Consider the following 12,714-nt stretch of genomic DNA (forward strand, 5'->3'; position numbering starts at 1 on the left):
AACTCTGGGAGGGGTGGAACAATGACAGAGAGGTTTGACAAGATATATGATTACTATGTGGATAAGGGTTACGAACCGAATTACAAGAGGGATGTGGTTGCAGTTTTCAGGATTACGCCTGCTGAAGGCTACACAATCGAGCAGGCTGCTGGTGGCGTGGCTGCTGAAAGCTCAACAGGCACCTGGACGACCCTTTACCCGTGGTATGAGAGGGAGAGATGGGAGGACCTGTCTGCAAAAGCATATGATTTCCACGACATGGGCGATGGAAGCTGGATTGTGAAAATTGCCTATCCGTCTCATGCTTTTGAGGAGAACAACCTGCCGGCACTTCTTGCATCAATAGCAGGAAACGTGTTTGGAATGAGAAGGGTGAAGGGACTCAGGCTTGAGGACCTGTATTTCCCTGAAAAAGTAGTCAGGGAATTTAACGGACCTGCGTTTGGTATTGAGGGCGTTAGAAAAATGCTTGATATAAAGAAAAGGCCGATCTACGGTGTTGTGCCGAAACCTAAGGTTGGCTATTCTCCTGAGGAGCTGTACGCTCTCTCTGAGGAGCTCCTTCTATCCGGGGCAGATTATGTGAAAGATGACGAAAACCTGGCATCGCCCTGGTACAACAGGTTTGAGGAACGGGCAGAGGTGATGGCAAATATCATTGAGAGGGTTGAGAACGAGACTGGGGAGAAAAAGACCTGGTTTGCAAACATTACCGGGGACGTGAGGGATATGGAGTACAGGCTCGAACTTCTGGCGGAGCTTTCACTGAAACATGCGATGGTCGATGTCGTCATAAGCGGATGGGCAGTGCTTGAGTACATAAGGGACCTTGCGGAGGATTACGACATTGCGATACACGGACACAGGGCGATGCATGCGGCGATGACGAGAAATCCCCAGCACGGTATTTCCATGTTCGTTCTTGCGAAGCTTTACAGGCTTGTTGGAATTGACCAGCTTCATGTCGGTACTGCCGGTGCAGGAAAGCTTGAAGGGAAGAAATGGGATGTGCTGCAGAACGCAAAGGTCCTGAGGGAGAATCACTATGTTCCTGAAGACGGTGACGTTTTCCACTTAGAACAGAAGTTTTATGGTATAAAACCTGCTTTCCCCACAAGCTCTGGAGGGCTCCATCCGGGCATACTGCCAAAAGTCATCGAGGCGCTTGGCACCGACATAGTTCTTCAGCTTGGCGGTGGAACCATAGGACATCCAGACGGACCAGGTGCCGGAGCTAAGGCGGTGAGACAGGCTTTGGAGGCGATTGTTCAGAACACTCCTCTCGAAGAATATGCAAAATCGCATAATGAGCTTGCAAGGGCGCTTGAAAAGTGGGGAACAGAAACCCCAATCTAACTTTTTATCAATTTTTCAGAGAACTTAATTGATATGAGCATCAGAACTGATCCGAGAACCGGGTAGATCAGAAATTCCCATGGTTGCATGTAACTTCCGGCGGAGATTCTGGCTGAAACTCCTGAAATCATTGATGGGTGTGTGAATGATACAGTAACGATTGAAACAGAAAGTATGGAGAATATGAGCTGACTTCTTTCTCTGTCCTTCAGGCCTGAGGATATGATGGCTCCTATGGACGCGAAAATCATCGAAAATGATACTGACAGAATGAGAAGAAGTACTGGGCGGAAAATGCCCGTGTTTATGTGGAGAAGGAACACCCATACGGCAGACAGAACAGCAGACACAATAAGGGCTGAAAAAACCTTGGCAGATATGAAATCCGTTACCGACATTGGTGTTGATAGCACGACATCCAGGGTCTTGGTCTCGTACTCTTCACTTATCAGGTCTATTACAAGTCCCCCTGCAATTATTGCTGTTGTGATTAAAAGCAGCGGGATGAGTATGGCATAAATGAACCGGAAGGTCATGGAGGATCCATCCCGGAGTTCAGTTTTTTCACCATTGAGACTGTAAACTCTGAAGCCATCGTCTCCCGGGATTCCCCGTTTTTCCCTCATTGCTTTCTGGTATTCCTTTAGAATCTCCTTGACCTGTGTGCCTGCCAGTATTCCGGTGATCTCGTTCTTCGGGAGAAATACTGTGACGAAATTAGCAGAGGTGTAATTCTCTTCCGGCAAATAAAGCACGGCATCTATCTTGCCAGCATAGAAATCGTTTAACGCATCTTCAAGTTCTGAATATCTCTCGTCAGCAAATGATTTCAGGACCGGACAATTTCCCGCAACCCCAATCTTGACGCTGCCTGTGGCAACCGAATCCGGTTTGTAAAGGACAAGAAGCCCGAACGTTATTACGGATGTGAATGAGGCGATGAAAATCAGTATGGCTATGGCAGACATGATGGTTCTTTCCCTTACTATGAGTCTGAGGTCTTTTCTGATCATCGCTTTCATCTACCCACCACCATGTAATAGTTGTAGGCGAAGTGGATCGCCACTGCCAGAACGTATCCCGCTTTCCAGCTTCTCTTGGAAACGACAGCAAATGACGAGGATGCGGTTATGTGTAAGAGCAGCGGGAAAATGAGAAGTTCACCGGGCAGCACCATGCTGTAGTCCTTGAACGCCTCGAGGAACAGAATGCCTTTTTCGGCGATGAAGAATCCTGAAGCCACAATCACGGCTCTCTTCAGGCTCGGCGATGGAAGTATCAGTATCGATTTTAATGCTTCCTCGATAACCGCTACGCCGAGCATTATAAGGGCAAATGATGTTATTATGGGGACTGAAAGACCAAAAAACAGCAGAAAGAATTCCAGAAAAAGGGCGAGAAATACTGACAGGAATGCAAGGAAAAAGGCGTTTAGATCACTCGCTGCAGAATTCTTAAGCACATCTGCAAGTCTGCCAAAGGGCGATCTGGGACTGTAAAGAGTCTCGATATTCAGAGAGCTGGCCGACAGGACGAACCCCATGATTGTAAAGCCAGCAAGAATCAGATTCGAGAATATGAAATCCTGAAATTCAATCTTCTCTCCGGAGAGGTCCCTGAGGAGGAATGTTATCGGGGAAAGGTCAGATAACGCAATTCCCGAGAAAACCGACGGAAGTATCAGATATATGATCAGAAACAGGTTGAAGACGAGGATCAGAAAAGTAAGCTCTCTGTATGATCTCGAATTGAGCGCTATGAACGTCTGAAATGAGAGAAAGGCGAGAATGGGTATGAGCATGAAGAGCAGCCCGTTCACTCTGAAGACGATCGATGTTGCTGCTATCATCGCCACTGAGATGATGAAGTACGGGAGCAGCTTCTGGAAGATCAGCGAGTACGGGGAAAACGGTGCCGACAGCAGAACCTCCATCCGCCTCATTCTGACATCCTCGGCAAGGGAGGAGGTGTACAGCTGCATTGAAAAAAGAGATGGAATGATGAAGATGAAAGCGATCACCATCTTTGAAATCAGGGATGGCGGGCTGAACGTGTCTGGAGTCTCATATCCGGTTTCCTGCTTTTCAGGCAGTATGACCGATTTTCTTTCATCTTCAGTTAGACTCTGCTGGATTTTTCTCTCTATCTGGGCTTTCTGTTCCTCTTCAGTTACCTGATTCTTCTGTACGGAACGCTTCTCCAGCTGTTTCAGTGTTTCCTGGGGGATTGGTTTGGGGGAAAGTGCCTGAGGTTGCTTTCTTTCAAGGTATTCAGCCCTTACAAATACTGGAAAGGCTCTGGTGCCATAATTTTCGTACAGCCATTTTGTGAACTCGTTTTTGATGTAGTTTTTCATTTCTTCTCCCGCAGACTGGGATTTGAACGAATCTGTGATGAATATTCTGTTTCCTGTTATAAAAACGTCTGATTCACCATTTTTCAGCAAATCCATACCGTCCTGGAAATTATCAACGAGAATGTGGGTGAACAGTCTGTTCTCTATTTCGTAAACGTCACTAGCGGATGAGTATATCCAGGAATCTGAGAGAAATCCGTAGTTATATGATACAATGGATGCCACCAGCGATAATAGTGCAGTTACTGCAATGAGGAGCCTGAATTTATTTGTGAACTTCTTCCTGCCTTTCCTGAACTCAGCTTTTATGAGTGGCAGCACAGGAAAACTCAAACAAAGTTTAATAAATTCTTTTCCCAGTAATTGTCTGATGCTCAGAGCGATCGATCTCACAAAAAAGTACGGTGAATTCCTGGCTGTGAATGGAATAAGCTTTGAGGTTGGAAAAGGGGAAGTTCTTGGAGTTATTGGGGAGAATGGTGCCGGGAAATCCACGACACTCAAAATGCTTGTCGGGCTTCTCACACCAACTTCTGGCGAAATACAATACGATGGCAGAAATCTGTTCGAAAATCTGAATGCTATCAAAAGGAAAATCGGATATCTCCCAGAATTTGACGCCCTTTACGACAATCTCAATGCTAAGGAGTATCTCAGGGTTTTTGCAGAAATTTATGGCGTGGATGCGGATACAGCCGAAAAAAGGATTTACGAACTTCTGGAAACCCTCAACCTTCCTGTTGATAAACCCGTGGGCGAGTTCTCCAAGGGCATGAAACGGAAGCTCTCAATAGCAAGAACTCTGGTACATGATCCTGAGTACCTCATCTATGATGAGCCAACGAGCGGTCTCGACCCATCAACATCCATGTTTGTTACAGAGTATGTCAGAGATTTGGGCAAACAGGGAAAGACTGTGGTTTTTTCTGCCCACAACATGTTCTACGTCGAATCTGCCTGCGACCTGCTTCTCATAATAAAGAAAGGGAGGGTGCTGTATTTCGGTGAGCTTGACGCTCTCAGGGACAGAATGAAAAAGTACATTGTGAGCTACAGGATCGGAGAAAGGGAATTTGAAGACGTTTTTGAAGATGTCAGGGATGTTAACAGGCTTCTTGCCGAGATTACTGAAAATGGTGGTGAAATAATATCCATTGAAACAAGGGTTCCAAGACTGGAAGAAATATACTTCACGCTCACAGATGGAAAAAGTATTATGGACTGATGAAGAATTCTGGATAATGAGAGAACTCAACGAGCTTTACTGTTCGAGGTGCGGTAGCGAGTTTGACATTAAGATAAGGAAGACAACAGGGTACAGCGGCCCACTTCACATCCCCAACCTGTTCTGTCCTTTCTGCGGCAGCCGGAGAGTGGTGAAAAGAAAAGGGATCTTTTTCGGTGAACTGTAATGGAAAGGATTGAGGAGTACCTCGAGACGATTTACGACATTCAGAAATCCGGCAGGGTGGCAAAGACGAAGGAAATTGCGGAGCGGCTCAACATAAAGCCTTCGAGTGTTACTGAAATGCTCAACAAGCTGAGTGAGATGGGTTATGTGGATTACCAGCCGTATAAGGGGGCTACGCTTACGAGGAAGGGCCTGGATGTGGCAGAGCGAATCAAGAAAAACTACATGGTGTTCAAGAAATTCTTCACTGATTTTTTTGGTCTGGATGACGAAACTGCCCACGGCTTAAGCTGCACGCTCGAGCATATTGCGAGTGAGGATGTAATCGACAGGATATGCAGGGTGATATCCGGATACTGTGACGTTTGCGACATCTGCATTGAAAGTACATGCACGCTTGAGGAGGCCGGGAATGGTAGATACGTTGTCATTGTTGCTCCACTCTTCATGGAAAAGGCGGGGATTTATCCGGGGAAAGAAGTGGAGGTGAAAAATGGCTTGCTTGTGGTGGATACCGATGAACTGATGGTCGACGATGGAGTGAAAAAGCTGATCCTCCTCAGACCTCTATAGCTCCGCTGTTTAACGCAAGTCCCGTGGCAAATGAAATTGCCGATAAACCATATTTTTTGCAGTAATCCACCGCAAGATCAAGTATCGCAGCTTTTGAAACCACGAGAGGTATCCCCGCACGAATGCATTTTTTCACTATCCCTGCCGTTATCCTCCCTGAAAGCAGAAGGAATGAACTTGAGAAATCAAATCTGTTCCTGTATGCCAGTCCTATTGCCTTGTCCACCGCATTGTGCCGTCCGACATCAAAAGCTCTGACAAAGTCACCATTCTTGCTGACGATGAGGGCGGTGTGGTATGCTCGCGTTCTCCTGTAATAATCTCCTTCAAGCTTTTCAATGAAATCCTCTATGAAGCTCATGCTGAACCTGAAGCCGGGTTTGACGGGGTTCAGCTTTTCATCAACGTAGACTCCTGCACATCCGGAGGAGTTTATCGCAGTGTCGAAGTTCCTGTCAACCTTCGCAACCGCAACATCACCCTCGACAATAACCTCTGGGCTGGAGGACAACCCCTCCGTAATCAGAAAACCCATGACAAGTTCTTCCAGATTAACGGGTGTGCAGAATAGCCTGATAACTCTGTTTCCGACTATTATCTTGAATTCGAATTCTTTTCCGATTTCGAGTCTCTTTCCCACCTCGAAAACTTCCATCCAGAACTTTTTATTTACTGGTGAATTAAAGAGTTGCGATGAAGGTTGTTAACCTCAGACTCGATGAAAACATCGTTGACAGGCTTGACGAAATCTCTTCAAAACTGCTGATTTCGAGAAGTGAGCTTATAAGACAGGCAATAACGATTTACCTTTCCCTGATAGAGAACATCGGCTTTTACTTCAAGCCTTCACTGCTGGCCCCGAAGCTGGATGTGTATGCTGAGAGAAACGCCATATCTGTTGATCTCGGTAACAATGTCTCTCTTGCCGTTTTCAGCGTTGCTTATGGCGGTATAGGCAGGAAAGAAGGGGACTGGTTGAAAGTGGATGTTGAGAAGGTTGCAGAGATAATGGCATACCAGATTGAGGTGGAAAGTCTGTGCAGGTTCAGCAAACCCCTCGCCATCCTTCTTTTCTCCGGGAATGAGCTTGAATATGCTCTTGAGTTTTACAGAAGCTTCAGGAAAAAGTTCAGGGAAAGGGTCGTTCTTACCGATTCGGAGGATTTTGCAGAGACCGTTCAGAGTTTCTTTGGCGCCGCAGTAATTGCTCTCAGGGACATGAGCGTTAAAAACGTCCCTGAAAGGGGTGACAAGATATTCCTCTACGGAGAAATCATGAGTGGTGAAGAACTTGTCGATGGAGAGCTTCCCGACACTGCTCTGTTCAAAAAGCTTGCAGAACTGGTCTCAGAGGGCAGGGCAAACTCAATTTTTCCTGTTAAGGGAGATGGTGTGAGAGAGGCATGTCTGTATGCTGCGTCAATTGCAGGGGGGAAGCTGAGCATTGATGATGTGGCGGATAGAGGGTGTCCAGCAACAGCCGTCATCGTTACGGCAAAACAGATGCCCTTAAATGGAGGACTGGAGATCGGAGAGATACTCTGATTTGACTTTCTTTGAGTACTTATCTGCCATTCTTACTGGCTCCGGGAGTTTGTAGCCTCGCAGACAGTTCATCACAACCTCCAGAGCTTTATCGGGTGTAATCATATTTCCAGCAGAGACGTAAATCGGTTTGCATCTCCTGCAGGTAAGAATCTCGTATCCGACATGTTCTCCATCTACAATGAGTTTTTTGACATCTCCCTCCCCAGCGACCTCTCCACAGAGCCTCTTCTTTGTAATTCCTATTGCTGGCAGGGAAAGTTCAACTCCGATGTATGTTGCTATCCCACACCTTCTGGGATGGGCAAGACCGCTTCCGTCCACCATTACTACTGTTTTCTCTCTCAAAACCTTTTTCAGGGCTTTTATTGCGGTCCTGCTCTCTCTGAACATGAGGTACGTTGGAATGTAAGGGAAGTCAACGGTATCGACCACGCTTTCGACCTTCAGCAGTTCAAGTCCGGGGTAGCTCATGAGCACTGCTGAGGAGACTGCGTATTCTGTCCCTGAATATCTGAAAAATGCAGTATCAATTCCCGCGACATACTCTATTTCTCCTGGTTCGGAAATTGTTACTCTGTTTGCGATCTCGTCCTGTATTTCTCTGAGCCTTTCGAGGTTCATAGCAATCTGAACCCAACGCCAAGGAAAAGAGGTCCTCTCACGTCCACGCTCTTTCCTCTTGATATCAGGTAATTCATCAGGCCCTCTTCGAGCTTCAGATTGATGTCTGACAGGTTTTCAACGACTCTCGATCTGACCTCTCCGCTTTCTCTGCCCTCTGCTACCATTTCTTCTATCCTCCTTACAGCGCAGTAAGCGAACGAATCGACATATCTTATTCCCGTGCTGACTCCCTCATCAAACAGGTTCCTGAACTTCTCGTTTTTCGGGATGCCATATATGTTTCCGTCGTGCACGACTATCTCGTTTGCATAGGCGGGTCCGCAGAGCTTTGCATTCTCTCTCTCAAAAACGAAGATCTCAACATCCTTTTCAAACAGTTTCCCCCTGTATGCTGTGAACTCACAGGGCCCCTGGGCGGTTGCGTTCTCCTCGAAGGTTTGTATAATCCTGCTCGCAATTTCAATACCTTTTGGTGTTAATGGTATGTCCTTCAGCTTTATTTTCCTTGCTATATCCAGATCGCTGAGTTCGATGTGTTTGAATCCGTAGACCATTTCTCTGACGTCCGAATAGTCGTGCAGAACCATTGCAAGCCTCTCAACTCCGAGTCCGAGATTCATTACCGGATACTCTATATCATACTCGGCAAGTGCTGTCGGAGAGTATATTCCGAAGGTAGCAATCTCTATCCAGCCATCTGCATATTTCCTGTTGTTTTCGAGATGTGGGTGGTAAGCGAACACCTCTGTTTGAGTTCCAGGTATGTAATACTTGCTCCTCTTGTCGTCTTTCCTGAACCTGAATTTTTCAAAGCCGAAGTGTCTCAGCAGAGCCTCGGCCACAGCCTTCCCGTCATCAACACTCACATCTTCGGCCATTATGACACAGCTTGCCGAGAAGTATGTGTACAGACGAGTGGGATCCTCACTCTGTTCCCTTCTGAAACACCTGTCAATTGAGAATAGCTTCACAGGGAGTGGATATTTTCCGGAAAGCTTCGACAGGGTGATGAACCAGCCTGTGGTCATGTGGCTCCTGAGCGTGAGTGTGGTTGGTTCGGGCATGAGGGTTTTGAATTCAGGAAACACCTCATCTATAACCTTGAGGGCAATCTGGTCCTCCACTCCGAGAACACGGGCTATTTCTGCGGAGAGGTCATCTCCATCAATTTTTCCCTTCTTGTAGATGTGGAGAATCTTTCTGAGTTCGTCCGGATCGAAGTTCTTTTCTGTTATCTTCTCAATTTTCCTGATCCTCTCCTCAGAAATCCCGACGTTCGGTCTTGGAAGACCTGCGAGGTAATAACATCTGTCCAGAACCGCCAGAGCCTCCTTGGAAAACTGCTTTCTCACGTGAACCTCATCAACAATGAGCGGGTTGATGACCTCGCTGAATCCGAGCCTCAGATATGCCTCCCTCAGTTTCTGTATCGTGTCGAAGACGGGGTGAGCCTTACCCTCCTCGTAGCCCCTGAGCGGGTATCTTTCACTGAGCGGGCGCTCACTCAGAATTATCTCACTGTCCAGCCATGCACTTTCGAAATCCTTTCTTGCCCTTTCCAGCCACTCTTCGGCATTAAACTTCATTTTTCTCAACCGCCTTGGCAAAACCGAGAACACTATTTTCTTCAAAGTAATTTCCTATAACCTGCAATCCCACGGGAAGCCCACTGCTCTCGCCAATTGGCATTGACAGTGCGGGCAGTCCTGCAAGGTTTATCGGTGTTGTGTTCACGTCCGCCATGTACATTGTTACCGGATCAGCAATCTCGCCAATTCTGAATGCTGTGGATGGCATTGTTGGCGAAATGAGGACATCGAATTTTTCAAAGGCTCTTCTGAAATCCTCGATGACGAGTGTCCTGACCTTCAGAGCCTTGAGGTAATACTTTCCATAGTACCCTGCCGAGAGTGCGTAGCTTCCCATCATTATTCTTCTCTTCACCTCTGTTCCAAAGCCCTCTGCTCTGACTTTCGAGAAGTATCTGCTCCAGCTATCCAGATTCTCGAGGGAAAATCCGTATCTCACGCCATCATACCTTGCAAGGTTGGATGAGGCTTCGCTCATCGCAATTATGTAGTATGCAGGCAAGGCGTACTTCAGCGATGGGAGGCTTACAAACTCGACATCTGCAAATTTCCTCAGAGTTTCGACAAACGAATCAAAATGCTCCTTAACCTCAGCATTTGCCTGCATTTCCTCTATTACACCAACTCTGAATTTCTTGCTGACAGGAGAGTATGTAAACTCCCTTCCAGCGTTGGTGGAGTCCCTGTCATCTCTACCAGCTATAACTTCGAGAAGAAGTCCGAGATCGTCTATGCTGCCAGCCATTGGGCCTATCTGTTCAAGGCTGTTGGCGTAAGCTATCAGCCCGTATCTTGAAACGAGTCCGTAGGTTGGTTTTAGCCCGTAAACGCCTGTAAAGCTTGCGGGGCATCTTATACTTCCTCCCGTATCGGTACCAAGTGCCAGAACTGTCTCGTTCCCGGCTATTGCAGCAGCACTTCCTCCGCTGCTACCTCCGGCGACCCTCTTAGTATCGTGCGGATTTCTGACAACTCCAAAATAGGAGTTTTCTGTTGTTGTTCCCATTCCAAATTCGTCCATGTTCGTCTTGCCGATTATTATGGCGCCCTCTTTTTTCAGCCTCTCCACAACGTGGGCGTCGAAGGGAGGGGTGTAGTTTTCAAGCATTCTTGATGCGCATGTCGTTCTTACGCCTTCTGTGGATATGTTGTCCTTGATGGCGATCGGGATTCCGGCAAGCTTCCCTTCCTTTTTTCCGTTATCGAAGTTTTCAGCCAGCTTAAGGGCGTAATCTTCTGTTACCGTGATGTATGCATTCAGCTTGCTTTTCCTTATCCTGTCAATCAGTTCGGAAACGAGGTCGTATGCTTTTTCGTTTTCAAGCCTTTCCTTCCACTCTCCAACCGTTATCATTCCACAACCCTCGGACCTTTAAAGTATCCCTCTTCCTTATGCCTTGCATTCTTGAGTGCTTCATCTCTGTCAAGGCTCTTTCCTGGCACATCCTTTCTGAAAACATTTTTGAGGGGGATAACGTGATAGGTGGGTTCGACGTCAGGATCAATCTCATCGAGCTGGTCGAAAAACTCGAGAATCTTTCCGAACTCATTTTTGTAGTTTTCCACTTCATCATCTTTCAGTTCTATTTTTGCAAGATTGGAAACATACCTCACGGTTTCTTCGTCAATCATCCTTCAGTCCTAAAAGGGATGAATTAATAAATTTTCTTCAAATTCCGAAAAGCTGAGGGAATCGTATTACTGATCTCTCAGCCTGCCCCTGCACTCCACGCAAAGCCCATGGTGAAAGTGGCATTTCTTGCAAATTGCCCTTCCACACCTCCTGCATTTCTGCCGTGCTATCCTCGTTTTGCAGATCTCGCACCTCATTTTTTGAGATCAAACATAATCTGTTCCGCAACCTTTCTTCCACTCATCAGCATTCCACCAAATATCGGACCCATCCTGGGCAGACCGTGTACAGCAGCGACTGCCATTCCTGCAGCGTAAAGTCCCTCGGCAACCTTTCCTGTTTTCTCTACGACCAGCTTCTCACTCATTTCACTGTATGCCGATTTCTCGCCGTGGATGAATATCTCGAGTTCGGGCAATTTTCTTGCGGCAATGCTTATAATTTCCGCATCGTGACCTGTTGCATCGACAACAGCCTTGCTCTCTATCATCAGCGGATCAACATGAAGTCCGGAAATCTGAACAGCGCTCCACTGAACAAGAACACCCGAAATCCTCAGGGGGTCTGGTCTGAAAACGACGTCATCAACAGTAACTCCCAGAATGACCTTGGCTCCACTCTCAACTGCAGAATATGACAGTTTTGCCAGGAAATCTGACGAATCTACGGAGTAAAGTCCGCTTTCGACTTCCTTCAGCTTCATTCCGAATCCTTCTGCGATCTCTTTCGCTTCTTCCTCTATAACTATTTTGTGAAAGAGCATTCCTCCTCCGCCTATTCCTCCACCAAAACTGAGCCTTCTTTCGAAAACAACCACATCAAATCCAAATTCTCTGAGGTAATATGCAGCAGTCAGCCCGGCCGGACCTGCTCCGACAATAACAATATCGGTATCGCTAATTTCCTCCCAGTCTTTTGCAGCTTCCCTTACGATTACTCTGGTTATGTTCCTCTCACTGTATGACATAATTCAGGGTTTTTTCATCTGAAATATAAATGTAATGCCCTTATTGAAGACACAATGAAATACAGCCCGAAGACAGCGAGAATTGATGCTGAGATAATGCTCAGAATCCTGTTAATGTTCTTCATTCCGGAAATTCTGTTTGCAAAAATAGATACGCTGCCATACCATCCAAAATCGCATGCGAGGTGAGCGATTGCAAATGCGGCAATTCCTGCGGGGCCGAAGTTCATGGAAATCAGAATGAGGGTGAAGCCAATGGTGAGCCACCAGATTATGAAGTAAGGGTTCAGTGCGCTGACAGCAATCCCTGAGAGAATTCCCCTTATTCTGATTTCTGAGTTTTTTCCTTTAAGCTCTCTGAATGCGAGGTAGAGCATTAGAATCCCTCCAGACAGAGCAAGAATCTCTTTGAAAATGCCGATTTCGAAGGACTTTCCTGCCATGAAAAGCACTGCGATAATCGGGAGTTCGACAATCGCGTGACCTGCGGAGATTTCAACTCCGGCCAGTCTGTTCACCTTCCCTTCTGTGAGCGTCAATGCGAGCATTGGTCCCGGGGCGAGAACGCCACTCAGTGAGATGAAGACAGTTGTGAGGATGAATGTGATGAAGTCCATGAATCCGGGAAAACTTTTAAATTAAATAAGTATTTGGGTT

At 46.7% G+C, this 12,714-nt stretch carries 14 protein-coding genes; 5 read left to right on the forward strand and 9 right to left on the reverse strand.

Features of this window, described 5'->3' with window-relative positions; all coding sequences use genetic code 11:
* Positions 1-21 precede the first annotated feature (21 nt).
* A complete protein-coding gene (gene rbcL, locus LPQ35_RS06720) occupies positions 22-1,356 on the forward strand; it encodes a type III ribulose-bisphosphate carboxylase (protein WP_193808106.1) in 1,335 nt (444 codons plus the stop codon).
* Here the strand turns inward: rbcL and LPQ35_RS06725 are convergent.
* Positions 1,353-2,378, reverse strand: a complete 1,026-nt coding sequence (locus LPQ35_RS06725; RefSeq protein WP_193808107.1) for an ABC transporter permease — start codon at positions 2,376-2,378, stop codon at positions 1,353-1,355. The genes rbcL and LPQ35_RS06725 overlap by 4 nt on opposite strands.
* The gene (locus LPQ35_RS06730) at positions 2,375-4,033 is read right to left on the reverse strand and encodes a hypothetical protein (RefSeq protein WP_193808108.1); all 1,659 of its coding nucleotides are present in this window, start codon (positions 4,031-4,033) and stop codon (positions 2,375-2,377) included. The genes LPQ35_RS06725 and LPQ35_RS06730 overlap by 4 nt, the downstream gene beginning before the upstream one ends.
* A 49-nt stretch (positions 4,034-4,082) precedes the next feature.
* On the opposite strand from LPQ35_RS06730, the gene LPQ35_RS06735 reads away from it, so the two are divergent.
* The 3 genes from LPQ35_RS06735 to LPQ35_RS06745 are packed head-to-tail and all read left to right on the forward strand — an operon-like array spanning position 4,083 to position 5,696.
* Positions 4,083-4,937, forward strand: coding sequence for an ATP-binding cassette domain-containing protein (locus tag LPQ35_RS06735; RefSeq protein ID WP_193808109.1), 855 nt, complete (start codon positions 4,083-4,085; stop codon positions 4,935-4,937).
* A gap of 16 nt (positions 4,938-4,953) precedes the next feature.
* Positions 4,954-5,124 carry a hypothetical protein gene (locus LPQ35_RS06740; RefSeq protein ID WP_193808110.1) on the forward strand — a complete coding sequence of 57 codons (171 nt, stop codon included), beginning with the start codon at positions 4,954-4,956 and terminating at the stop codon, positions 5,122-5,124.
* Positions 5,124-5,696: an iron dependent repressor, metal binding and dimerization domain protein gene (locus tag LPQ35_RS06745; RefSeq protein ID WP_193808111.1), complete on the forward strand. Its 573-nt coding sequence runs from the start codon at positions 5,124-5,126 to the stop codon at positions 5,694-5,696. Before LPQ35_RS06740 ends, LPQ35_RS06745 begins: the two co-directional genes overlap by 1 nt.
* On the opposite strand, the gene fdhD is transcribed toward LPQ35_RS06745, so the two are convergent.
* Positions 5,683-6,351, reverse strand: coding sequence for a formate dehydrogenase accessory sulfurtransferase FdhD (gene fdhD, locus LPQ35_RS06750; protein ID WP_193808112.1), 669 nt, complete (start codon positions 6,349-6,351; stop codon positions 5,683-5,685). The genes LPQ35_RS06745 and fdhD overlap by 14 nt on opposite strands.
* 38 nt (positions 6,352-6,389) lie before the next feature.
* On the opposite strand from fdhD, the gene LPQ35_RS06755 reads away from it, so the two are divergent.
* A complete protein-coding gene (locus tag LPQ35_RS06755) occupies positions 6,390-7,241 on the forward strand; it encodes a ribbon-helix-helix protein, CopG family (protein WP_193808113.1) in 852 nt (283 codons plus the stop codon).
* On the opposite strand, the gene LPQ35_RS06760 is transcribed toward LPQ35_RS06755, so the two are convergent.
* The 6 genes from LPQ35_RS06760 to LPQ35_RS06785 form a co-directional block, all read right to left on the reverse strand.
* Positions 7,206-7,865, reverse strand: a complete 660-nt coding sequence (locus tag LPQ35_RS06760) for an endonuclease V (RefSeq protein ID WP_193808114.1) — start codon at positions 7,863-7,865, stop codon at positions 7,206-7,208. The genes LPQ35_RS06755 and LPQ35_RS06760 overlap by 36 nt on opposite strands.
* Positions 7,862-9,454, reverse strand: a complete 1,593-nt coding sequence (gene sepS, locus LPQ35_RS06765; protein WP_193808115.1) for an O-phosphoserine--tRNA ligase — start codon at positions 9,452-9,454, stop codon at positions 7,862-7,864. The genes LPQ35_RS06760 and sepS overlap by 4 nt, the downstream gene beginning before the upstream one ends.
* Entirely contained in the window at positions 9,444-10,811 is a 1,368-nt protein-coding gene (gene gatA, locus LPQ35_RS06770; protein ID WP_193808116.1) for an Asp-tRNA(Asn)/Glu-tRNA(Gln) amidotransferase subunit GatA, read from the reverse strand. Before gatA ends, sepS begins: the two co-directional genes overlap by 11 nt.
* Positions 10,808-11,089 carry an Asp-tRNA(Asn)/Glu-tRNA(Gln) amidotransferase subunit GatC gene (gene gatC / locus LPQ35_RS06775; protein ID WP_193808117.1) on the reverse strand — a complete coding sequence of 94 codons (282 nt, stop codon included), beginning with the start codon at positions 11,087-11,089 and terminating at the stop codon, positions 10,808-10,810. Before gatC ends, gatA begins: the two co-directional genes overlap by 4 nt.
* Positions 11,090-11,283: 194 nt before the next feature.
* Positions 11,284-12,057 (reverse strand): sulfide-dependent adenosine diphosphate thiazole synthase, encoded by a 774-nt coding sequence (locus LPQ35_RS06780; protein ID WP_193808118.1) that lies wholly within the window; start codon positions 12,055-12,057, stop codon positions 11,284-11,286.
* A 14-nt stretch (positions 12,058-12,071) separates the two neighbouring features.
* The gene (locus LPQ35_RS06785; protein WP_193808119.1) at positions 12,072-12,674 is read right to left on the reverse strand and encodes a LysE family transporter; all 603 of its coding nucleotides are present in this window, start codon (positions 12,672-12,674) and stop codon (positions 12,072-12,074) included.
* Positions 12,675-12,714: the final 40 nt, after the last annotated feature.

Source organism: Geoglobus acetivorans, from assembly GCF_039641995.1.
GTDB classification, from domain to species: domain Archaea; phylum Halobacteriota; class Archaeoglobi; order Archaeoglobales; family Archaeoglobaceae; genus Geoglobus; species Geoglobus acetivorans.

Bases quoted from the DNA above. Each gene is read 5' to 3' on its own strand.
- rbcL (WP_193808106.1), top strand. From the start codon at position 22: ATGACAGAGAGGTTTGACAAGATATATGATTACTATGTGGATAAGGGT.
- LPQ35_RS06725 (WP_193808107.1), bottom strand. From the start codon at position 2,378: ATGAAAGCGATGATCAGAAAAGACCTCAGACTCATAGTAAGGGAAAGA.
- LPQ35_RS06735 (WP_193808109.1), top strand. From the start codon at position 4,083: ATGCTCAGAGCGATCGATCTCACAAAAAAGTACGGTGAATTCCTGGCT.
- LPQ35_RS06740 (WP_193808110.1), top strand. From the start codon at position 4,954: ATGAGAGAACTCAACGAGCTTTACTGTTCGAGGTGCGGTAGCGAGTTT.
- LPQ35_RS06745 (WP_193808111.1), top strand. From the start codon at position 5,124: ATGGAAAGGATTGAGGAGTACCTCGAGACGATTTACGACATTCAGAAA.
- fdhD (WP_193808112.1), bottom strand. From the start codon at position 6,351: ATGGAAGTTTTCGAGGTGGGAAAGAGACTCGAAATCGGAAAAGAATTC.
- LPQ35_RS06755 (WP_193808113.1), top strand. From the start codon at position 6,390: ATGAAGGTTGTTAACCTCAGACTCGATGAAAACATCGTTGACAGGCTT.
- LPQ35_RS06760 (WP_193808114.1), bottom strand. From the start codon at position 7,865: ATGAACCTCGAAAGGCTCAGAGAAATACAGGACGAGATCGCAAACAGA.
- sepS (WP_193808115.1), bottom strand. From the start codon at position 9,454: ATGAAGTTTAATGCCGAAGAGTGGCTGGAAAGGGCAAGAAAGGATTTC.
- gatA (WP_193808116.1), bottom strand. From the start codon at position 10,811: ATGATAACGGTTGGAGAGTGGAAGGAAAGGCTTGAAAACGAAAAAGCA.
- gatC (WP_193808117.1), bottom strand. From the start codon at position 11,089: ATGATTGACGAAGAAACCGTGAGGTATGTTTCCAATCTTGCAAAAATA.
- LPQ35_RS06780 (WP_193808118.1), bottom strand. From the start codon at position 12,057: ATGTCATACAGTGAGAGGAACATAACCAGAGTAATCGTAAGGGAAGCT.
- LPQ35_RS06785 (WP_193808119.1), bottom strand. From the start codon at position 12,674: ATGGACTTCATCACATTCATCCTCACAACTGTCTTCATCTCACTGAGT.